19 protein-coding genes and 1 tRNA gene are annotated in these 19647 nt (G+C 70.5%); 5 read left to right on the top strand and 15 right to left on the bottom strand.

The window, feature by feature from the left end; genetic code table 11:
• The 5 genes from NE235_RS36480 to bcp all read right to left on the bottom strand — a co-directional run.
• The coding region (locus NE235_RS36480) for a tetratricopeptide repeat protein (RefSeq protein WP_252811384.1) at positions 1-1244 on the bottom strand (1244 nt) is incomplete at its 3' end.
• Positions 1241-2548, bottom strand: coding sequence for a hypothetical protein (locus NE235_RS36485; RefSeq protein WP_252811386.1), 1308 nt, complete (start codon positions 2546-2548; stop codon positions 1241-1243). The genes NE235_RS36480 and NE235_RS36485, both read right to left, overlap by 4 nt.
• A gap of 225 nt (positions 2549-2773) precedes the next feature.
• Positions 2774-2902: a hypothetical protein gene (locus NE235_RS37995; protein WP_289849805.1), complete on the bottom strand. Its 129-nt coding sequence runs from the start codon at positions 2900-2902 to the stop codon at positions 2774-2776.
• Positions 2903-3006: 104 nt separating this feature from the next.
• Positions 3007-3080, bottom strand: a tRNA-Leu gene (locus NE235_RS36490).
• Positions 3081-3331: 251 nt separating this feature from the next.
• Entirely contained in the window at positions 3332-3799 is a 468-nt protein-coding gene (gene bcp / locus NE235_RS36495; RefSeq protein WP_252811388.1) for a thioredoxin-dependent thiol peroxidase, read from the bottom strand.
• 167 nt (positions 3800-3966) lie between these two features.
• Here bcp and NE235_RS36500 point away from each other — a divergent pair, with 167 nt between their 5' ends.
• Positions 3967-4266 (top strand): DUF3618 domain-containing protein, encoded by a 300-nt coding sequence (locus NE235_RS36500; RefSeq protein ID WP_252811390.1) that lies wholly within the window; start codon positions 3967-3969, stop codon positions 4264-4266.
• 56 nt (positions 4267-4322) lie between these two features.
• Here NE235_RS36500 and NE235_RS36505 read toward each other — a convergent pair whose 3' ends face one another.
• The 9 genes from NE235_RS36505 to NE235_RS36545 all read right to left on the bottom strand — a co-directional run bounded on the left by NE235_RS36505 (position 4323) and on the right by NE235_RS36545 (position 14446).
• Entirely contained in the window at positions 4323-6950 is a 2628-nt protein-coding gene (locus NE235_RS36505; protein ID WP_252811391.1) for a sugar-binding protein, read from the bottom strand.
• Positions 6951-6977: 27 nt separating this feature from the next.
• Complete coding sequence (locus NE235_RS36510) at positions 6978-7778, bottom strand: carbohydrate ABC transporter permease (protein WP_252811393.1); 801 nt, start codon at positions 7776-7778, stop codon at positions 6978-6980.
• Positions 7775-8710, bottom strand: a complete 936-nt coding sequence (locus NE235_RS38530) for a carbohydrate ABC transporter permease (protein WP_252811395.1) — start codon at positions 8708-8710, stop codon at positions 7775-7777. Before NE235_RS38530 ends, NE235_RS36510 begins: the two co-directional genes overlap by 4 nt.
• Positions 8707-10050 carry an ABC transporter substrate-binding protein gene (locus NE235_RS36520; protein ID WP_252811397.1) on the bottom strand — a complete coding sequence of 448 codons (1344 nt, stop codon included), beginning with the start codon at positions 10048-10050 and terminating at the stop codon, positions 8707-8709. Before NE235_RS36520 ends, NE235_RS38530 begins: the two co-directional genes overlap by 4 nt.
• Before the next feature lie 76 nt (positions 10051-10126).
• A complete protein-coding gene (locus NE235_RS36525; protein WP_252811399.1) occupies positions 10127-11245 on the bottom strand; it encodes a carbohydrate kinase family protein in 1119 nt (372 codons plus the stop codon).
• Between the two features lie 105 nt (positions 11246-11350).
• Positions 11351-12538 carry an amino acid deaminase/aldolase gene (locus tag NE235_RS36530; protein WP_252811401.1) on the bottom strand — a complete coding sequence of 396 codons (1188 nt, stop codon included), beginning with the start codon at positions 12536-12538 and terminating at the stop codon, positions 11351-11353.
• 40 nt (positions 12539-12578) lie between these two features.
• Positions 12579-13352: an alpha/beta hydrolase family esterase gene (locus tag NE235_RS36535; protein WP_252811403.1), complete on the bottom strand. Its 774-nt coding sequence runs from the start codon at positions 13350-13352 to the stop codon at positions 12579-12581.
• Positions 13353-13640: 288 nt separating this feature from the next.
• Positions 13641-13973 carry a GNAT family N-acetyltransferase gene (locus NE235_RS36540; RefSeq protein ID WP_252811405.1) on the bottom strand — a complete coding sequence of 111 codons (333 nt, stop codon included), beginning with the start codon at positions 13971-13973 and terminating at the stop codon, positions 13641-13643.
• Positions 13974-14164: 191 nt separating this feature from the next.
• Complete coding sequence (locus NE235_RS36545) at positions 14165-14446, bottom strand: type II toxin-antitoxin system TacA family antitoxin (protein ID WP_252811417.1); 282 nt, start codon at positions 14444-14446, stop codon at positions 14165-14167.
• A 313-nt stretch (positions 14447-14759) separates the two neighbouring features.
• Between NE235_RS36545 and purU the strand changes: the two genes are divergently transcribed.
• The 4 genes from purU (at position 14760) to NE235_RS36565 (ending at position 18183) form a co-directional block, all read left to right on the top strand.
• Positions 14760-15605: a formyltetrahydrofolate deformylase gene (purU, locus tag NE235_RS36550; protein WP_252811407.1), complete on the top strand. Its 846-nt coding sequence runs from the start codon at positions 14760-14762 to the stop codon at positions 15603-15605.
• Between the two features lie 30 nt (positions 15606-15635).
• On the top strand, positions 15636-16823 hold the full coding sequence (locus NE235_RS36555; protein WP_252811409.1) for a M20 metallopeptidase family protein: 1188 nt from the start codon (positions 15636-15638) through the stop codon (positions 16821-16823).
• A gap of 82 nt (positions 16824-16905) precedes the next feature.
• Entirely contained in the window at positions 16906-17472 is a 567-nt protein-coding gene (locus tag NE235_RS36560) for a DUF4352 domain-containing protein (protein ID WP_252811411.1), read from the top strand.
• Between the two features lie 315 nt (positions 17473-17787).
• Positions 17788-18183: a hypothetical protein gene (locus NE235_RS36565; RefSeq protein ID WP_252811413.1), complete on the top strand. Its 396-nt coding sequence runs from the start codon at positions 17788-17790 to the stop codon at positions 18181-18183.
• A 29-nt stretch (positions 18184-18212) separates the two neighbouring features.
• On the opposite strand, the gene NE235_RS36570 is transcribed toward NE235_RS36565, so the two are convergent.
• On the bottom strand, positions 18213-19586 hold the full coding sequence (locus tag NE235_RS36570) for an L-serine ammonia-lyase (RefSeq protein WP_252811415.1): 1374 nt from the start codon (positions 19584-19586) through the stop codon (positions 18213-18215).
• Positions 19587-19647: the final 61 nt, after the last annotated feature.

Consider the following 19647-nt stretch of genomic DNA (forward strand, 5'->3'; position numbering starts at 1 on the left):
GACAGATCGCGCAGTGCGGTTGGGGTGTCGCCGTAGGTGTCGAGGATGCGGCGGCGGAGTTGGAGGGATTCGGTGTAGACGGTGCGGGCGGCGTTGAGGTCCCCAGCGTCGTACGCGATGTCCCCGACCCTCTCGAGGCTGACGGACAGGTCGCGGAGTGTGGTTGGAGTGTCGCCCTCGCTGTTGCGAATACGGCGCCCGATTTCAAGAGATGTCGCATAAGCGGTCGCTGCGGCGTCCAGTTGCCCGATATCGCGAAGGACGTCCCCCTCATCGACCAACGCGGTCGAGAGCTGCTCCAGCGTGTCAGAGGTCGGGCGAACCTCGCTGATGGCCGAACGCGCCAATGCAACAAGAGCCCGGCGTGCCACCAGGGCGGTTCGGAGATCCTGGCGCCGTTCGGCGAGCCTGGCGATACGGTCGAGCAGTTCCCGCCGTAGCGGGTGGTCGTCGGTAGGCAGCAGATCGAGTGCTCGTTCCGCATGATCGGTCGCCGCACCATCGTCTTCGGCCGCCTCCGCGGCGCGACTCGCCCAGATCAGCGCGGTGGCCGCATCGCCGGAGTCTGTTCGAGGAGTGAGGAGGGCGAGCGCGCGGTTCGCGATGTCGACCGCCTCTTCCTCCCGCTCATCGTCGAGGAGCCGGGCCACCTGACCGAGTTGCCGGCGCAGGTCCGGTGCCGACGCTCGGGTCGGAGCCCAACCAGCGGAAGCAGACAAGGGCGCGCTGCGCTGGCGGGAGGCGAGATCCTCCTGACGCGGCCGGAGTGGAGCCACGGCCGCCGGTTCCAGGACGAGGGAGCGGACGGACCACAGGTCGGGGGCGGCCTCGCGTACGCGCGATTTCATCGACGGATGAAGGGCGAAGACGAGGCCGCCGGGGAGGCCGCGGCGGATCGCGTCCCGGCGCTCATTGAGGCGGAGGAAGAGGCGCCAGATCGCCTCGTCCCAGTCGGCCGTCGCGGCGTGCACGCAGTCCACCCAGACGCAGTCGGAGCGGCTGCGCTGTGACAGCAGGGTGGGCAGAATCTCTTCGGTGTCCGAGGGCACGGCGGCCTCGATGACGGCTGGCTTACGGGCGTGCGAACGGAGGATTCGCGCCACGCGTTGCTCGAACACGCGGGAGGTGCCCGATGAGGTGAGGAATGCGAAGCCGAGCCAGAAACCGGAGGCTAGGTCGAGTTGGGAACGCAGCCTCCGCCACTCCTCCTCGATCGCCGGATCGAGCGATTCGGGATGAGTCATGGTCTCGAGGGGGACGCCTCGCGGAGCACTTCTTCGCGGATCAACGGGTGCACGTTGTACCACTCCTCGCCATTGCGGTAACAGAGCACCAGGTGGGTGTCGAGAAAGCGTGCGAGCGTGGGCAGGCGGTCGACGTCGGGAAGCGCGACGCTGTTGTCGCCGGCGATCTGAGCCAGCCACCGCGCGTCGTCCTCCGCGATCGGCAGGAATTCATTACGAGCGGCCGCGAGGGTGCGCTGTACCAATTCATCGGTCACCGGCAGCTTCGTCGTACGGCGTAGAAGATCGGCGAGTATGCGAAGGAGGTCGCGTAGGTGGCCGCCGGACTGAAGCGTCACGTGCCGGAGCTGTTCGGGGGACAGCAATCGCTGCCAGTCGCCTCGGTGGGCCACCACCCGTTCCATGATCTCCAGGCCCGGCTCGAACGGCTGTCTGCCGTCGCGTCCGCAGACCTTCAAGGTCGGCAGCACCTGGACGCCACCCGGCTCGTACAGCGAGCTCAGCCCCGGGAACAGGACCTTGAGCCACGGCGGCACGGTATAGATCAGATGGAAGCCCTTGAAGTGCAGCTTTGACGCGTGCACGGCGAACAGGCTCTCCACGGACCGCTGCACCTCTTCGGCGTTGTTGGAGATACCGCGGATGTGCTCGATCGAGTCCACGATCAGCACGACGCCCTCGGCGTCCGGGTGTGCACTCCGAAGCGCCATCGAGACGTCGTGCATGTAACCCCGGACGTCGTCCACGAACGCGCCGAGATGCCCGGTCATGCGCTGCTGCAGCATCCGGGTGAACTCCGGATCGCTGCGCAGGTTGGCCTTGGCGCCGACTTTCACCAGACCGGTGTTGACCTCGGCGCTTACCTCCGGAACCCGGATTCTCTTGAGGAAGCCCTCGAAACGCTCCCAGTACGACAGCTTCGCCGGATCGTCCGGAAGAAGCCCTTCCTCCACGACCTTCTCGCCGACCGCTCCGGCGACCGCGAGCAGGAAATCCGGCACGTCCACGGGGATCGAGAGGTTCAAGTAGTCTTCGGCGTCGAACAACAGAACGATATATCCGGCGTCCCGCAACCGTTTGCGCAGACGACGCAGCTCCGTGCTCTTCCCGGTGCCGCGAAAACCGGAGAAGAGCTGCACGCTCGTCTCGATCGTCCATTCCACCGTCGTCTGCATCATGGCGACCGGATCGTCGGCGGCAATCCGCGTATCGTCATAGATCGGCACATAGCGCGTATCGTCCGGCTCAAGCGCCATGTCATTCAGCGCGCGGAAGAAATTCCGTCGGAACGTAGCATCGTCCACGCGGTCATCTTAGTGATCCCATGCCGATCAGGTGGGTTGACAGGTGCGGCACCAGACGGTCGTGCCCCCGGAGACCCGCTGCCGAGACGGCCAGGCGCCACAGGGCGGACACGGACGTTTCGCCTGCTCAGGTGACAGCCGCGGATCGAGAAGGGCAGGCCCGAAAGCCCGGTCGGGTTGTCACGTCAGGTCAACGTATGTGGTCACCGCACTAGCTCAGATTCGTTACCGCCCGGCGGGCTGATTCACGCCTGCCAGCAGGTTCCCGAGGCCGGCGAACAGCGACTGGTCGGTCAGCGCCGACTTGAGCCGGCCCGGCGACCGGGCAGGCACCCCGGCGTCCCGTACGCGCACTCCCGTGATCGGCTCACCGCGTGCTCGGCCAGCACCCGGCGAGACTCCTCGACATCAGGAGCCTTCGGCACAGAGAAGTGCTACCTCGCGGATGTAGAAAATCGTGGGGCCGGTGGGATTCGAACCCACACTGGCACGGACCTAAACCGTGTGTCTCCTGCCGTTGGACTACGGCCCCTCGGTCTTCTGCTCTTGATTCTAGCGGCAAACTCCGGCAGAGGAATCGAGATCCCGCTGACTGCTGGAACAGCGTTCAGCCTGCCGGACTCCGGGCTACGTCGCCGTAGTAACACGGGCAGAGGGCGCGGATTCCGTCAGGTGTCTTGCGGTGGGGCGACGCCATTCCTCGTTGCACATCTGAGCTTGATTTCGACGATTCCGCTGTCGAAGTGCTCGTGAGTCTACGGCCACGCGTGGGAAGCGGGTGGCTCAGAGGCCGAGTTCCTTCAGAAGGCGCTCGACGTGGCCGGTGGCCTTCACGTTGTAGAGAGGCTTCTCGATCTTGCCGTCGGCGTCGACGATGAAGGTGGAGCGGATGACGCCGACCATGGTCTTGCCGTACAGCTTCTTCTCGCCGTACGCGCCGTACGCCTTGAGGACCTCGGTGTCGGGGTCGGACAGCAGCGGGAACGTCAGCTCCTCGCGGTCGCGGAACTTCGCGAGCTTGGCGGGCTCGTCGGGGGAGATGCCGAGCACGGTGACGCCCGCCTCGTCCAGCGCCGGGAGCGCGTCGCGGAAGCCGACGGCCTCCTTGGTGCAGCCGGGCGTCATGGCCGCGGGGTAGAAGTAGATGATCACGCGGCGGCCGCGGTACGACGACAGCGACACCGGCTTCCCGTCGGCGTCGGGAAGCGTGAACTCCGGGGCCACGTCTCCGGCCTGCAGTCGCTCCGTCACTTGATCACCTTTCCCGTCAGGCTGACTTCCCACGGTACCCGGGTCGCAGCATACGACGCCGGATCGGGGTACAAGTCGGCCAGGGAGCGATGTCAGGCGGCGGCACCTGACAGACTTGGCCGGGGATCATGCCGCCGATCCGATCACCACCGCAGGAAGGAAACCTCATGGCCGACAGAGCCCGCGATCCAGCGGCGATTGAGCGGGACATCGAGCAGACGCGCGAGGAGCTGGCGCGCAGCATCGACGAGCTCGCCGACCGGCTGAGCCCGAAGCACGCCGCGCAGCGTGGCATGGCGAAGGTCAAGGAAGAGGCCGGGCTCGTCGCCGAGGACATCGGCACTCTCGTCCGGCGGGAGAAGCAGGACCGGATGCGGAGCCCGCTGACCGGGCCGGTGCTGATCGGGGCCGGTCTCGTGGTGACGACCCTCGCGCTCCGGATGATGCTGCGCCGGCGCCGCCGCTGACCGCACGGGCGAAGCGTCCAGGCTCCTGACCGGGGAACCTGGACGCTTCGTCGTTCTCAGTGGAGGGGGAGGGCGGTGCTGGCGGTGCCGCCGGCCTGGGCGTCGAAGGCGACGGCGAGGGTGCCGGTGGCGCCGGGGACGGTGACGGTGCGGGTGCCCGCCGCGGTGAAGGCGACCTTGGCCTGGCCGAGGATTCCGCCGTTCCAGACGTAGGCGTAGGCGGTGCCGGGGCCGGTGGCGTGGAGCCGGACGGTGACCGAGCCGCCGGTGACGGTGGGCCGCCCGATGACGCGAATGGTGTCGGAGTGGGGTGCCGCGGGTCCGGCCGCGAGCGGGACGCCGATCCTGGCGGCCTGCAGGATCGACTGCGGGGAGTTGACGGACAGCGCCGCGGTCTTGGAGATCACCGGGGGCGGTGCGGTGGTGGATCGGCCGGACGGTGGGGTGTAGCCGGGGAGGGTGGCCAGGCCCCAGCGGTACGGGTCGCCCTGGACGCCGCCCCAGGTCGACCAGCCGATGCGGGTCTGGCCGGTCTTGTCGGTGGTGTCGGAGTCGTAGACGAAGATGTCGAGGCCGAGGTGGTCCGGGTCGGCGGCGGCGGGCAGGTCGGCGAGCGGGATCTTCGTCTCGATGGTGTAGCCGGTGTAGGGCGTGTCGACGACCGAGGCGACCCGCATGCCGGGCGCGGTGTCCGTGCCGGGGCCCTGGTGGTTGTCGGCGTCGCGTTCGAAGCAGGGCGCGCCGTTCGTGGTGGTGGGCATGATCCCGGTCTTGAAGGTGGTGGAGGTGTTCTCGGCGTCGCCGCGGGGGTCGAGGGCGATCTCGACGGAGTCGGTGCGCCAGTGCCGTTTGCAGTCGGCGGTGTCGAGGACGCTGCCCTGCTTGTCGTCGGTGACGTGGACGAGGACGTAGAGGGCGTCGTCGTACCAGGCGACCTTGCCGGTGGCGGAGCAGTCGGCGGCGGAGTCGCAGGCGGTGCCCTCCCAGAGGCGGGACAGGTTCAGGGTGGGGCCGGGGTACTCGGCGGCGGTCTCCTTGCCGTCGATCGTGGGTTCCCCGGCCGGGTGCGGGATGGTGGTGGCCGGGACGAGTTCGAGGGCGGCGGTCGCGACGTCGGGGGTGCCGGTGGACGTGGTGGTGATGGTGTAGTCGTAGTCGCCGCCGGTGCCGCCCTGGTTTGCGGTGGGCAGTGCGGGGTCGGTGTCGCGGACGGTGAAGGTGACGGCGCCCTTGGCGCGGGCGGTGAGGGTGTACGGCTTGGCCGCGGCGTCGGCGGTGAAGCCCTTGGGCAGGGTCAGGGCGACGGTGCCCTTCTGGTCCTGTTTCGTGGTGTTGGTGAGGTCGACGCGGACCTGCCGGGAGCCGCCGGATGGGAGGGTGAGGACCCGTTTGACCCGGTCGGAGAGTTGGGGGGCGCCGGTGGCGGTGGCCCAGGTGTCGAAGTCGGAGACGCGGGGGAGGGGCTGCTGGCGGCCGGTGACGGCGGGTTCGACCTCGACGGCGCGGCCGGTGGTGCCGGTGCCGTGCGCGGTGGTCAGCGTGGCGCCGAGGCGTACGCGCCCGGGTCTTCCGGCGGCCGTGACGGTGAAGGTCGTGGTGCCGTGGCGCAGGACGCCGGAGCCGGTGACGGTCCAGCCGGCGGGGGCGTTCAGGGCGACGCGGCCGGGGACGGAGGCGTGGGCGGTGACGGTGAACGGCTCGCCGGGGGCGACGCCGAAGCGGTCGGTGGTGAGGAAGAACTCGGTGCCGAGGGGCAGGCCGCCCTCGGCGGGGTAGGTCGCGCCTTCGAGGGCGGCGAGGGGGTCGTGGTTCCCGCGGGTGAACGGCACGCGGCTGTCGACGAGGGTGAAGTAGTCACAGCCGATCTTGTTCGGGTCGCTCGGGGGGTCGGGGTTGTGGGCCCAGCCCTGGCTGGCGTAGAGGCGTCCGGCCTCGGCCTCGATCCGCGCCCAGGTCTTCCCGTTCTTGGACGCGCGGCCGTCCCAGACGCCGTAGACGTCGGCGCTGGGGTCGGTGGGGGTGAACGTCGTCTCGCAGGAGGGGCCGGTGCCGCTCTTGACGAGGTGTTCCTGGTGGAGGAGGCGGGCGGCGCGCCAGGGCCGCAGGTGCTCCTTGGTGAGCTGGTCGGGGAAGGCCGTGGGGTCGGCGGCGAGGTGGTACGCCTCGACGGCGAGGCGTCCGGCCTCCTGGTGGTTGCCGTGCTGGCCGGGGATCGGGGACGGTGTCATGGTCGTGATGACCTTGGGGCGGGTCTCCCGTACGAGGCGGACGACCTTGGCGAGGGTCGAGTCGTGGTCCCATGTGGAGCGGGTGAGCTCGTCGCTGACGGTGTAGTAGAAGTCGACCTTGTCGAGGTAGTGCACGTCGGTGATGCCGGCCTTGGCGACGGCGGCGCGTTCCTCGTTCTCGCGGAGCAGTCCGAGGGCGGGGCCCTCCTCGGTGCCGACGGCGTTGCCGCCGCCCTCGCCGCGGGTGATGGTGAGCACACCGGTCCTGACGTGGGCCTTCTCGTTCCACTGGCCGTAGGTGGAGAGGTTGAAGGACTCGTCGTCGGGGTGGGCGCCGATGAACAGGACGTCGAGGCGGCCGGGCCGGGGCGGGTCCCCCGCGGTGGCCTGTGCGGGCGGTGCGAGGCCGAGCAGGCCCGCGGCGAGCGTCACGGAGAGGGCGAGGCTCTTGCGCATGGGGGTGGGCTCCTTGTCCGGACGGCACTATTCCTTGACGGCTCCTGAGAGCATTCCCGCGATGAAGTGGCGCTGGAGGAAGACGTAGACGAGGACGACGGGCGCGGCCACGATGAGCGCGGCGGCCATGAGCATCTGGTATTCGGTCTGGTGCTGGCCCTGGAAGATCGACAAGCCGAGCGGCGCGGTGCGCAGGTCCTCGTTGGAGTTCATGATCACTAGTGCGAGCAGGAACTCGTTCCAGGTCCACATGGCGATGAGCACGACCATGGTGAGGATGGCCGGGCGGCCGACCGGCAGCAGCACCCGCCACAGTGTCGTCCAGCTGGAGGCGCCGTCGATCCGGGACGCCTCGATCAGTGAGCGCGGCGCGGACCGGAAGTACGCCCGCATCCAGAACACTCCGAACGACACGGACTGGGCGATCTGCGGGAGCATGAGGCCGGGCAGGGTGTTGTCGAGGCCGGCGGAGCGCAGGTCGAAGTACAGCGGGACGACGATGGCCTCGGTGGGCACCATCAGCCCGGCGAGGAAGACGTAGAACAGCAGGGTCGCGCCGCGGAACTCCATGGTTCCCAGGGCGTACCCGGCGAGGATCGACAGCACCGACGCCGCGACGACCACCGCGGTGACCACGATGAGGCTGTTGGTGAGGTAGCGGGCGAAGTGTCCTTTCCGCCAGGCGCCGGTGAAGGCGGCGGCGGACGGGTGCGGCAGGCCGAGCGCCTGGGAGGCCACCGCCAGCAGCGGGAACACGGCGATCACCGCGAACACGATCAGGACGGCGTACGTCGTGGCGCGTTCGGCCCGTGAGGTGGCCGGGGTCATGGGCGGCCCTCCACGAGACGGCCGACGCCCGCGGTGACGGCGAAGACCACGACCGCGATGATGATGCCGATCGCGCAGGCCAGGCCGACCTCTCCGGTGTTGAACGTCCGGTTGTAGACCTCGTACGCCGGGACGCGTGTGGCGTCGCCGGGGCCGCCGCCGGTGGTGAGGTAGATCAGGTCGAAGTTGCGCAGCGCGGCGATGATGGTGAGGGTCAGCGCGACGGACAGTTCCCGCCGCAGGCCGGGCAGGGTGACGGCGAAGAATTCGCGGACGGCTCCGGCGCCGTCGACGCGCGCCGCCTCGTACAGCTCGCGGGGGATCTTCTGCACGCCGGCGAGGAACAGGACCATGGCCAGCCCGATCTCGGCCCAGGTGCCGATGAGCCCGACGGACGGCAGCGCCCAGGTGAAGTCGCCGAGCCAGCCGCGGGCGAGTCCGCCGAGGCCGAGGAGGCGGAGGGTGCCGTTGATCGGGCCGTGCTCGGAGTAGATCCACTGCCAGGCGACCGCGACGGCGACCATGGCGACGACCTGCGGCAGGAACAGCACGGTGCGGAAGAGCGTCAGCCCGCGGGGCCGGGAGCGGGACATGACGGCGACGAGCAGGAACGCGATGCAGCAGGGCAGGACGGCGTAGAAGAACACAAGGACGGCGGCGTGCCCGAACGTCCCGCGCAGGTGCGGGTCGCTGAACGCCTGCGTGTAGTTGCCGAGGCCGGCCCAGGTGCCGACGGTGAGCCCGTCCCAGCGGAACAGCGAGAGGTACGCGCCGTGCAGCAGCGGCCAGAGCAGGAACGCCGCGTAGACCAGCAGGGCGGGGAGCACGTAGAGGTAGGCGACGCGGCGGGGTTCGCCCGGTGGTGGGGCGCCCGCCGGGCGGTGCCGGGTACGGTCCGCGGCGGGCCGGGTGCGGGTGTCCGGGGGCTTCACCGTTTGGCCAGGAAGGCGGCGTAGTCGCGCTGGGCGTCCTGCATGCCCTGCTGTGGTGTCTTCCGCCCGGCGATGATCTCCTGGAGGACGCCGCCGAGTGTGTCGAGGAAGGTCGTCGTGGAGTAGTCGAGGTAGGGGACGAGGATGTCCTTGGCGCTGGCGGTCTTCCAGGCGGCGGACAGGTCGCGGCCGACGGCGGAGGCCGGCTGCGCGCTCGGCGGGGGGAGCGCGGCCAGGCCGCCGGTCTGCGTGACGACGTCCATGGCCTGCGGGCTCGTCATGAAGTCGAGGTACGCGGCGGCGACGCCGGGGTGCTTGGACCTGGCGGTGATCGCGAGGGGCAGGCCGGGGCCGCCGAGTGTGGCGGCGGACGCGCCGCCGGCCTGGGCGGGCGGCGGGAGGATGAAGCGGACCTTGTCCCCGAGCTTCTTCTGCAGGTCCGCGGCGAACCACGGCCCGCCGATGAGGAAGACGCCCTCGCCCTTGGCGAACGGCGCGGGGGAGTCGTTGTACTTGGCGGCGTTGACGCCGGTGGGGAAGTAGCCCTTCCTGGCCCAGTCGGCGAGCTTCTGCGCGGCCTGTACGACGGGTGGATCGGTCCACGCGCCGCCCCGGCCGAACACGAGGTCGCGCAGCCTGTCCTTGCCCGTCGTCTGGCCGAGCAGCACGCCGAACGTGTGGATGGCGGGGAACTTCTCCAGGTCGGCGAGGTAGATCGGCGTCTCACCCCGGCTCTTGGCGGTGGCGAGGTCCTGTTCGAACTCCGCCCAGGTCGCCGGCGGCTTGAGACCGAGCTTGGCGAGCCTGTCGGTGTCGTAGTAGATCCCGACGGCCTCGCCGGTCATCGCGACGCCGTACAGGCTGCCGGAGCCGATCGCCTTGCCGCCGGCGCTGACGCTGTTGAGCTGGGTGAGCCCGGCGGGGAAGCGCTTACGGAAGCCGTAGGCCTGCTCGTACGGGTCGAGGGGCATCAGCGCGCCGGCCTTCACGAGGGCGGCCATGATGCCGTACCCCTGGTTCGCCTCGACGACGTCGGGCGGGTTGCTGCCGGACAGCGCGAGCCGCAGCGTCTTCTCCAGGTCGCTGAACGACCGCGAGACCCGCTTAATCGTTACGTTGGGGTACTTCGCGTGGAACGCGGCGTTCAGTCGTTGCATCTGCTCGTTCTGGCCGCCGAGGACCTCCTGGTCCCAGACGGTGAGCGTGACCGGACCGGCCTTGGCGACGTCCGTGCTCGCGGCGCCGGGTGCGGGGGTCTTCGGCTTGTCACCGCCCGAGCCGGGGGCGCAGGCGGACACGGCGACCAGCGCCGCTGTCAGGACCACGAACGGTTTCCGCATGGCGGGGGCTCCTTCGTCAACCGACGGGCGGCGCCTTACACCAAGATCTTCTCGGTGGTGACCGTGGGCGTTACGGTCACGCCCGCCGTACGGTCGGCTCCGCCCGCGTCGCCGTGTCGACCGAGGCGTCGGGGATGTAGGGGACGACGAAGGCGTAGTCGCGCAGGACCTCGTCCGGGACCTCGCCGGACTCGCCGAACGTTGCGATCTCCCCCCAGCAGGGCGAGCCGAGCGATCCGCTGAAGTGGCGGACGGACAGCCCGGCGCAGAGGTTGGCGAACCGCAGCCGCTCGCTCAGGCCCCAGCCGGCGAGCGTGCCGTACACGAAACCGGCGGCGAACACGTCACCGGCGCCGGTCGGGTCGAGGGCCTTGACCGGCAGCGCGGTGGCCTCGGCCCGCTCGCCCGTGGTGGTGTCGACCGCGATCGCGCCGTCGCCGCCGCGCTTGACGACCACGACGGGGACGCGGTCGGCGAGGGCGTCGAGTGCCTGTTCGGGGGAGCTGGTCCGGGTGTAGGCCATGGCCTCCACGGCGTTGGGCAGGAAGACGTCGACCAGGTCGAGGCGGTCGAGCACGTCGACGGACCAGGTCTCGGTGGGGTCCCAGCCGACGTCGGCGACCACGGTGGCGCCCCTCTCGCGCATCGTCGCGGTCCACGACGGCACGGGGTGGGCGAGGTCGAGGAAGCAGGTCTTGGCCTTGGGCGGGGTGCCGATGAGGGCCTCGGGCAGCACTGGCATGGGCCGGTGGTAGGTGACCATGCTCCGGTCGGCGTCGTAGGCCAGCGACACGGTGACCGGCGTGGGCCAGCCGGGCAGCCGCCGGGAGTGGGCGAGTCCGACGCCCTCCTGCTCCGACAGGGTCCGCCACAGGTAGGCGCCGAACATGTCGTCGCCGAACGCGGCGGCCAGCCCGACGTTGAGGCCCAGCCGGCTCATCGCCACCGCGATGTTGGCGATGCCGCCGGGTGCCGACCCCAGGCCGTCGGTGATCAGCTCGGTCCCGGGCGGCGGCAGGCCCGGCAGGCCGGTGAAGATCATGTCCATGAAGACCGTGCCGGCCAGGAAGACGTCCAGGCCCCCGGCGTCGCCGTGCAGGATCTCGGCGGCGGCCTCGCGCTCGGCACAGGGGGCCTTCAGCCGCGGCTCGGGCGGCCGGCCCGGCGGTGCGATCATCGGTTTGACGTGGTCCACGGCGCCTCCCCTCCGGAGGGGATCCAAACACTGTCGTACGACATTACGCGCTGCTGGACCGTTCCCCGGAGGGTTTCGGGCGATTCCCTACCTCACATTAGGGAATCAGAGGAACGTCCTTCCCTCTCCGCGGTAGGTCGGGACCGTGTCGACGACCCGCTCGCCGTCGACGAGGTGAAGGCCATCGAACCGCTCGCACAGCTCGCCCGCCTTCGCGTGCCGGAACCACACCCGGTCGCCGATCCGCAGCCCGTCGGCGGCGGCGCCGAGCAGCGGGGTCTGCACCTCGCCCGCGCCCTCCCGCGCGTCGAAGCGCAGTCCCGAGGGCAGGTACGGCTGCGGCAGCCGGCTGCTGTCCGCGATCCCCGACGCGAGGTATCCGCCACCGAGCACGGTCACCACTCCGGGCGCCGGGCGCCGTACGACGGGCAGGGCGAACAGCGCGGCCGGGCTGCCGGAGAAGTTCGTGTAGTGGTCGAACAGCACGGACTGGTACAGCCCCGAGCCCGCGGCGACCTCGGTCACGGCCTTCTCGGCCGCCGTCTTCTCGACGCTGCCGGTTCCACCGCCGTTGACGAACTCCAGGTCGGCGATCTCCCGCACCGCCTGCACGATCAGCCCCCGGCGGCGCGCCAGCTCGACGCGGGACCGCGACTGGACGAGGCGTACCGCGCGGGAGAACACCGGCTTGCCGGGCGGGTCGTCCCCGACCCCCGCGATCTGCGACTCGTACGCCATCAGCCCGACCAGCCGGAGCCCCGGACGCCGGCCGATCTCACGGGCCAGCCCGGCGGCCTGCTCCGGCGTACGGACGGGTGAGCGGAGCGCGCCGACGCGGACCCGGCCGCCCGCCGCGCGCCAGGCGGCGTCGATGTCGAGGCATACCCGGACGGGGCGGCCGCCGCCGGTGGCCTTCTCGATCAGGTCGAGGTGCTCCACGCAGTCGACCATCACGGTGACGGTGGCCGCCGCGTGCTCGTCGCCGGCCAGCCGCGCGAGGGCCTGCCGATCGGCGGTCGGATAGGCGACGAGGATGTCGTCGCTCACCCTCGTCTCGGCCAGCCACAGGGCCTCGGGCAGCGTGAACGCCATGACGCCGGCGAACCCGTCCATCGCCAGTACCTGTTCCAGCAGGGCCCGGCAGCGCACCGACTTGCTGGCGACCCGGATCGGCTTGCCGCGCGCCCGCCGGGTCAGGTCCGCCGCGTTGGAGCGGAACGCCGCCAGGTCGACGATCGCGAACGGCGGCTCAAGGTGAGATGTGGCGATGTCATACCGTTTGCGGAGCGTCATTCCCGCAGCGTTCCACACGCCGACCGAATATGAAAAGAGTTCATGTCCGGGAATGCGTGGCGAAGAAGTCCCACAGCCGCCGGCTTGCGTCCGGCGGCCACGCGTGCCCGCCGCCCGTGACGGTGCACAGCACGACCTCGACGCCGCCGTCGCCGCGCCCGCTGGCACGGCAGCCCTGCCCCCCGCCCGCCCGGAGCGGGGACACGCCGTCGGCCCGGCGCCAGAAGTCCACCGCCCGGCCGACCGGGGGGTACGGCCGCGCATCATCGAAATCGCGGTGCCCGCCGCCGTTGTACGGGACGTTGTGGTCCGCGGTGCCGTGCCAGATCATCACCGACACCGGCCGGGCCGGACGACACGTCATGGCCAGCGCCCCGGCCACCACCCCGATCGCCGCGACCCTCCCCGCGGACTCACAGGCGAACCGGTAGGCCATGCCCGCGCCGTTGGAGAACCCCGCGACGTGGACCCGCTTCGGATCGGCCAGGCCCGTGCCGGTCAGGTGGTCGACGAGCCGGTTCAGGAAACCCACGTCGTCGATGTGCGCCGGCCGGGCGGGCGCGCAGCAGTCCCCGGCGTTCCAGGTAAAGGCGAACCCGTCCGGATAGACCGCGAGGAACCCGTGCCGGTCGGCGAGACCGTCGAACCCGGTCTTCTTCTCGAACCCGAACATGTTGTCCGCCCCGCCGTGCAGCGCGACGACGAGGGGAAGCGGCCGCACGGGCCGCCCCGACCGGAAACGCTGCCTCACCAGCGCCGGCGGAACGTGAACGAGGTACTCCCGGTGCCCGGGCGTGCCCACGTCGATCTTCATCCGATGCGTGCCCGCCGCCGTCGGCACATCACCGACCGCCGCCGGCACCCCGTGCCGCGAATGCGACGCCGGGCGCGAGGCGCCCCCACCGGAGCCCGGCGACCTACACCCGCTGAGGATGAGCAGACCGACGACCGCGAACACCGTGACCCGTCGCATGCGACGATCCAACCCACCCGCCCCCGCCAGAACTACTCACCGGCCGCACAAGTCCGCGTAAGGGGCGTTTCCTCCTTGTGTGTCACACCCCGTACGCGCGACGCCGTCTGCGGGCGAGACCTGACTGGTCTAAGTGGTTTCGTTCGGTTTGGGGGCAGTCTCATCGAGGATTGCCCGCGCCGCCGACATCTTGAGGACCAATCGGCGTGGGTTCCCCTTTACCGCACGGAATCCGTGGTGCGTGTAGAAGGCTGCAGCCTGGTCATCGATCGCGTCGACCACGATGATGCGCCCGCCCGCGAGTTCGGATGCGTTGACCGCTGTCTCCAGAGCGTCGTGAAGCGGCCAGCCGCCCAGTCCCGAGCCCTGCAGCGAGCGGTCAACGGCGAGACGTCCGAGAAGGTAGCCGGGGACGACCGAGAAACCGCCCGCCAAGGATCGGGAAAGCTCGTTCTTGAGCACTTCTGTCGGCGTGATCGCGTAGTAGCCCAGGACGGCTAGGGAGCCCTCCTCGATCCAGACGTACGATCGGGCGATGTCCGAGCGCTGGGCTCGATGAGCTTCCCGAAGCAGCTAGTCGTTGAGGAAGCCTGTCCCGCAGTCGAATCCCTCGTGCTCGTGGACCTGGTGCAGCTGCTCGGAACGATATCCCGTCATGCGCGTTTGTAGGGGCGCGGCCGCCCGGCCATGCGCTTGAAGGCCAGAGGGACCTCGTCCGGCTCGTCCAGGGTGGCGAGCAGCTCGTCGAACTGGTCGGCGGGCATCCAGGTGACGTCGGAGCTCGCGAGGATGCGCCGGGCCTCCTCCTTGGCCGCGCGCAGCATGAAGGAGGACACCGACTCGCCCAGCGCCTCCGCGGCCCGTGCGATGAGCCGCTGTGTGGTGGCGTCGGTCCGCAGCTCGATGTGGCATTCCTTCTTCGCGGTCATGAGCATCACTGCCACCTCCTTTCACGGTAGGGGTCCGCTGGAGAGCGGACAACGTTCGATCGACTCCTTACGGTTACTTGGTGTTCACGCTATGCGATTATAGCCATACAGATGTCTGCCGCGGTATGTATCGGTGGCAAGCTCAGCCGGTCGCGCCTGCCTGTCGCTCCGCACCGCCCATCGGCGATCCTCGCCGATGGGCGGTGCGTGCCGGGAGGTCGTCGCAGGTCTAGGCTCAGAGCGGCGTCGCGGGCGGGAACCGCTCCACGTTCGCGCCCGCCGCACCGCACCGTACGATCCGACGTCTCGAAGGTCTGCCATGTCCGAATACGTGCTGACGCTCTCCTGCCCCGACCGGCCGGGCATCGTGGCCGCCGTCTCCGGGGCGCTCGCCCAGCGTGAGTGCAACATCCTGGAGAGCCAGCAGTTCGGCGACCGGAGCACCGGGCGCTTCTTCCTGCGCATCCAGTTCGAGGCGCCCGAGGGGCTGGACGACGCGCTGCGGGAGGCGTTCGGGGCGCTGGCGGGGGAGTTCGCGCTGGACTGGAACCTGCACGACCGGGCCGTCCGGTCGCGCGTGCTCATCCTCGTCTCCAAGTACGGGCACTGCCTGAACGACCTGCTGTACCGCCAGCGCTCCGGGCTGCTCGACGTCGACATCGTCGCGGTCGCCTCGAACCACCCCGACATGCGGCCGCTGACCCAGTCGTACGGCATCGACTACCACCACCTGCCCGTCACGCCCGAGACGCGCGCGGCGCAGGAGGCGGAGATCCTCGCCCTGGTCGAGCACTACCAGGCGGACCTCGTCGTGCTGGCGCGGTACATGCAGGTGCTGTCCGACGACTTCTGTGCGAAGCTGCCCGGCCGTGTGATCAACATTCACCATTCGTTCCTGCCGAGCTTCAAGGGTGCCCGGCCGTACCACCAGGCGCACCAGCGCGGCGTGAAGCTCATCGGTGCGACCGCGCACTACGTGACGCCGCGGCTCGACGAGGGGCCGATCATCGAGCAGGAGGTCGCGCGCGTCGACCACACGCAGGGGCCCGAGGAGCTGATGGCGGTGGGCCGGGACATGGAGTGCCTGGCCCTGGCCCGTGCGGTGCGCTGGCACGCCGAGCACCGGGTCCTGCTGAACGCCGAGCGCACCGTGGTCTTCCGCTGAGCCCCAGGGTGCGGCGTAATCTGGGGTGCCATGCACTCCGCGCGCGTGACCCGCGACCTTTCCGGTGATCTCGTACGGCTCCGCCGCGCGCTGCACCGGGAGCCCGAGCTGGGCCTGGAGCTGCCGCGCACCCAGGAGAAGGTGCTGGCCGCCCTGGACGGCCTTCCCCTCGAGATCGGGCTCGGGCGGTCCCTGTCCTCGGTGACCGCCGTGCTGCGCGGTTCGTCGCCGGGTCCCGCGGTCCTGCTGCGCGCCGACATGGACGCGCTTCCGCTGACCGAGCGTTCCGGCCTGGAGTACGCCAGCCGGTTCGAGGACCGGATGCACGCCTGCGGTCACGACCTGCACACCGCGATGCTGGTCGGGGCCGCGCGGATCCTCGCGGGCGTGGAGTTCGCGGGCAGTGTGATCTTCATGTTCCAGCCCGGTGAGGAGGGCTCCGGCGGGGCGCGCCTCATGATCGAGGAAGGGGTGCTCGACGCGGCGGGGACACGGCCCGTCGCCGCGTACGGGCTGCACGTCACCTCGTCGCTGCTGCCGGGCGGCTTCTTCATGACGCGGCGGGGTCCGCTGATGGCCGCCGCCGACGAAATCCACGTCATCGTGCGCGGCGCCGGCGGCCACGGTTCCCAGCCGCACCTGGCCCGGGACCCGATTCCGGCGGCCTGCGAGATGGTGACGGCGCTGCAGACGCTCACCACCCGGTCGTTCGACGCCTTCGACCCGGTCGTCATCACGGTCGGCAGCTTCCACGCGGGCACGGCCGCCAACGTCATCCCGGCGGAGGCGCGGTTCGAGCTGACGATCCGGTCCTTCTCCCGGGAGGCCCACACGCGGGTCCTCGAGGGCGTGGACCGGGTCCTGCGCGGCGTCGCCGCCGCCCACGGCCTCGACGTCGAGCTGGAGCAGGTCATGGGATATCCGGTGACGGTCAACACCGCGGCGGAGGCGGAGTTCGCCGCCGGCGTCGCCGGTGACCTGTACGGCCCGGAGCGGTTCGTGTGGGGGCCGAATCCCCTGACCGCCGCGGAGGACTTCTCGTACGTGCTGGAGGAGGTGCCCGGGGCGTTCGTCTTCCTCGGTGCCTGCCCGCCCGACCGCGACCCGGCGACCGCGCCGTTCAACCACGCGCCGGACGCGGCCTTCGACGACGGGGTGCTGGCGGACGGGGCGGCCCTGCTCGCCGAACTCGCCCTCCGCCGGCTGGCCGCGGGCTGAGGCCGGCCGGGCGGGTCGTTCGGCCCCCGCCGTCATGCGGCGGCCCCTATCATGATCCAGCGGTGTGCTGACAGTTCGTCCAATGGGGAGCGGTGTCGTGCGGAGGCTGGCCCTGACCGCTGCCGTGTCGGCGGCGCTGCTCGCCGGTTGCGGCAACGCCGCGCGGACCGCGAACAACCCGCAGACCTCTACCCCCTCGCCGACACCGCGGGTCCAGCAGGCCAGGGTCGGCCAGATCATCACGCTCACCGGCGCGGACGAGTCCGGCGGCGCGGACCGGCTCCGCCTCGCCGTGAAGGTCCGGCAGGTCGTTCCCACCGCGACCGGGCGTGGCGCGTTCCAAAAGCCCCGTAAGGGGGAGCGTTTCGTCGCCGTCCGCTTCGTGCTGAAGAACGTCGGCGACACCGCGTACGACGACAGCCCCACGTACGGCGCGAACGTCGTGGACGCGGCGGGGCGGACCTACGACCCGACGGTGGCGTCGGTGACCGCCGGTCCCGGCTTCCCGAAGGTCGTCCGGCTCCGGCAGGGGCAGGCCAAGGCGGGTTTCATGGTCTTCGCCGTGCCGAAGAAGGCGAAGGTCGTCGCCGTGACCTACGCCCTCAACGCAGGCTTCGCCACCGACCGCGCCGAATGGCGTGTGCCCTGACGCACGGCCTGGCCGTAAGGAGTGCGACGCATGACGGATGCCGATCGATCACCGAGCAATGCCGTGCGTGAGGACCGGGGTGGACTCGACGCGCAGGTAGACGGTTCGACCGGTCCCGGGTCGAAATCGCGGACGCACCGGTCCAGCGCCGGTCTGGTCGCCGGACTCATCACCGGCTGCGTCGTACTGGCGATACTGATCGTCGTTCTGGTCGTTGTCGTGGGAGGCTCGGCCAGCCGCTCCAAGGTCAGTACTCCGCCGAGGGCGGGCGGTTTCGCCCGTAGTGATTCGACCGAACCTGCAATCATGGCGATCTTGACGAGACGGCGAGCCGCGGCCCGCGCGACCGGTGCCAGAATCAGCACGCTCGTCTCCGGCTTCTATCGCGATCCGGCGGCTCCGCCCTCCATGCCCGTCACCGGCGGGGTCGTATTCGTGGGCGGCACTGGCGACATGGGAGATCCGGGGAGTTTCATCCAGCATCTCCGGCCCGCCCCCGGGGTGACCTCCTCGGTCGAGGACAAGGTCGTCGACGTGGACGCCGGCGGTGACGGCCGGGCCGCGTGCTTCACGGTCGGCGACGGGCCGACGGACACGTGCGTGTGGGCGACGGAGCACTCGTTCGGGACGATCACGCCGACAGAAGTGCTGAGGGTGGACCACGCCGCCGCCGTGATGCGGAAGATGCGGCCCGACGTCGAGAGGCGGTAGGCCGGGAGACGCCTTCCTGCGGCGGCCGGTCAGCATTCGATGACGTTGACGGCGAGGCCGCCGCGCGAGGTCTCCTTGTACTTGTCGAGCATGTCGCGGCCGGTGTCGCGCATCGTCTTGAGCGCGCGGTCGAGGGGGACGAAGTGGCGGCCGTCGCCGCGCAGCGCGATCCGGGCGGCGCTGATCGCCTTGATCGACGCGACGGCGTTCCGTTCGATGCAGGGCACCTGCACCAGGCCGCCGACCGGGTCGCAGGTGAGGCCGAGGTTGTGCTCGATGCCGATCTCGGCGGCGTTCTCCACCTGTTCGGGGGTGCCGCCGAGGACCTCGGTGAGGCCGGCCGCCGCCATCGCGCAGGCCGAGCCGACCTCGCCCTGGCAGCCGACCTCCGCCCCGGAGATCGAGGCGTTCTCTTTGATGATCACGCCCATCGCCCCGGCGGTCAGCAGGAACCGGACGATCCCGTCGTCGGAGGCGCCGGGCACGAAGCGGTCGTAGTAGTGCAGGACGGCGGGCACGATGCCGGCGGCCCCGTTGGTCGGCGCGGTGACGATCCGGCCGCCCGCGGCGTTCTCCTCGTTCACGGCGAGGGCGAACAGCGTGACCCAGTCCATCGCGTGCAGCGGGTCGGTGGCGGCCTCGGTCACCAGCTTGCGGTGCAGGTGCGGGGCGCGGCGGCGTACCTTGAGCCCGCCGGGCAGCAGTCCTTCGCGGGAGCAGCCGCGGTCCACGCTCTCTCGCATGACCGCCCAGAGCCGGAGCAGGAGCGCGCGGATCTGCGCGGGGTCGCGGCCGAAGGCCTGTTCGTTCTCCAGCATCAGCGCGGAGATCGACAGGCCGGTCTCCCGGGTCTGGTCGAGCAGTTCGGCGCCGGTCGCGAAGGGATGGGGCACCACCGTGTCGTCGGGCTTGATCCGGTCGGCGCCGGTGGCGTCCTCGTCGACGACGAAGCCGCCGCCGACCGAGTAGTAGACCTTCTCCCGCAGTTCCGTCCCGTCGGCGTCGCGGGCGGTGAACCGCATGCCGTTGGGGTGGTGGGGGAGTGACTCCTTGCGCTCGAAGACGAGGTGCTCGCCCACGGCGAACGGCACCTCCCGCTCGCCGAACAGGCGCAGCACGCCGCGCTCACGGACCCGCGCGACCCGCTCGTCGGCGGTCCCGACGTCGACGAGTTCCGGCTTGTCGCCCTCCAGGCCGAGGATCACCGCCTTGTCGCTGCCGTGCCCCTTGCCGGTCAGGCCCAGCGAGCCGTACAGGATCACCTGCACGGACGCGGTCTTCTCCAGCAGGCCGTCGTCCCGCAGGCCGCGGGCGAAGCGGTGGGCCGCCGCCATCGGCCCGCCCGTGTGGGAGCTGGACGGGCCGATGCCGATCTTGAACAGGTCGAAGACGCTGATCGCCATGGTGGTCTAGCCGGCCTGGCGGGCGGTGATGGCCTGCTGGTAGAGGCGTCCGGCGCGGTAG

Origin of the sequence: Actinoallomurus spadix (assembly GCF_024055725.1) — a bacterium.
Taxonomy (GTDB): Bacteria; Actinomycetota; Actinomycetes; order Streptosporangiales; family Streptosporangiaceae; genus Actinoallomurus; species Actinoallomurus spadix.

What these genes read in the sequence shown, in the direction of transcription:
- NE235_RS36505 (WP_252811391.1), bottom strand. Translation starts at nt 6,950, where the DNA reads ATGCGCAAGAGCCTCGCCCTCTCCGTGACGCTCGCCGCGGGCCTGCTC.
- NE235_RS36535 (WP_252811403.1), bottom strand. Translation starts at nt 13,352, where the DNA reads ATGAAGATCGACGTGGGCACGCCCGGGCACCGGGAGTACCTCGTTCAC.
- purU (WP_252811407.1), top strand. Translation starts at nt 14,760, where the DNA reads ATGTCCGAATACGTGCTGACGCTCTCCTGCCCCGACCGGCCGGGCATC.
- NE235_RS36520 (WP_252811397.1), bottom strand. Translation starts at nt 10,050, where the DNA reads ATGCGGAAACCGTTCGTGGTCCTGACAGCGGCGCTGGTCGCCGTGTCC.
- NE235_RS36500 (WP_252811390.1), top strand. Translation starts at nt 3,967, where the DNA reads ATGGCCGACAGAGCCCGCGATCCAGCGGCGATTGAGCGGGACATCGAG.
- NE235_RS36560 (WP_252811411.1), top strand. Translation starts at nt 16,906, where the DNA reads ATGGGGAGCGGTGTCGTGCGGAGGCTGGCCCTGACCGCTGCCGTGTCG.
- NE235_RS36530 (WP_252811401.1), bottom strand. Translation starts at nt 12,538, where the DNA reads ATGACGCTCCGCAAACGGTATGACATCGCCACATCTCACCTTGAGCCG.
- NE235_RS36555 (WP_252811409.1), top strand. Translation starts at nt 15,636, where the DNA reads ATGCACTCCGCGCGCGTGACCCGCGACCTTTCCGGTGATCTCGTACGG.
- NE235_RS36570 (WP_252811415.1), bottom strand. Translation starts at nt 19,586, where the DNA reads ATGGCGATCAGCGTCTTCGACCTGTTCAAGATCGGCATCGGCCCGTCC.
- NE235_RS36545 (WP_252811417.1), bottom strand. Translation starts at nt 14,446, where the DNA reads ATGCTCATGACCGCGAAGAAGGAATGCCACATCGAGCTGCGGACCGAC.
- NE235_RS36510 (WP_252811393.1), bottom strand. Translation starts at nt 7,778, where the DNA reads ATGACCCCGGCCACCTCACGGGCCGAACGCGCCACGACGTACGCCGTC.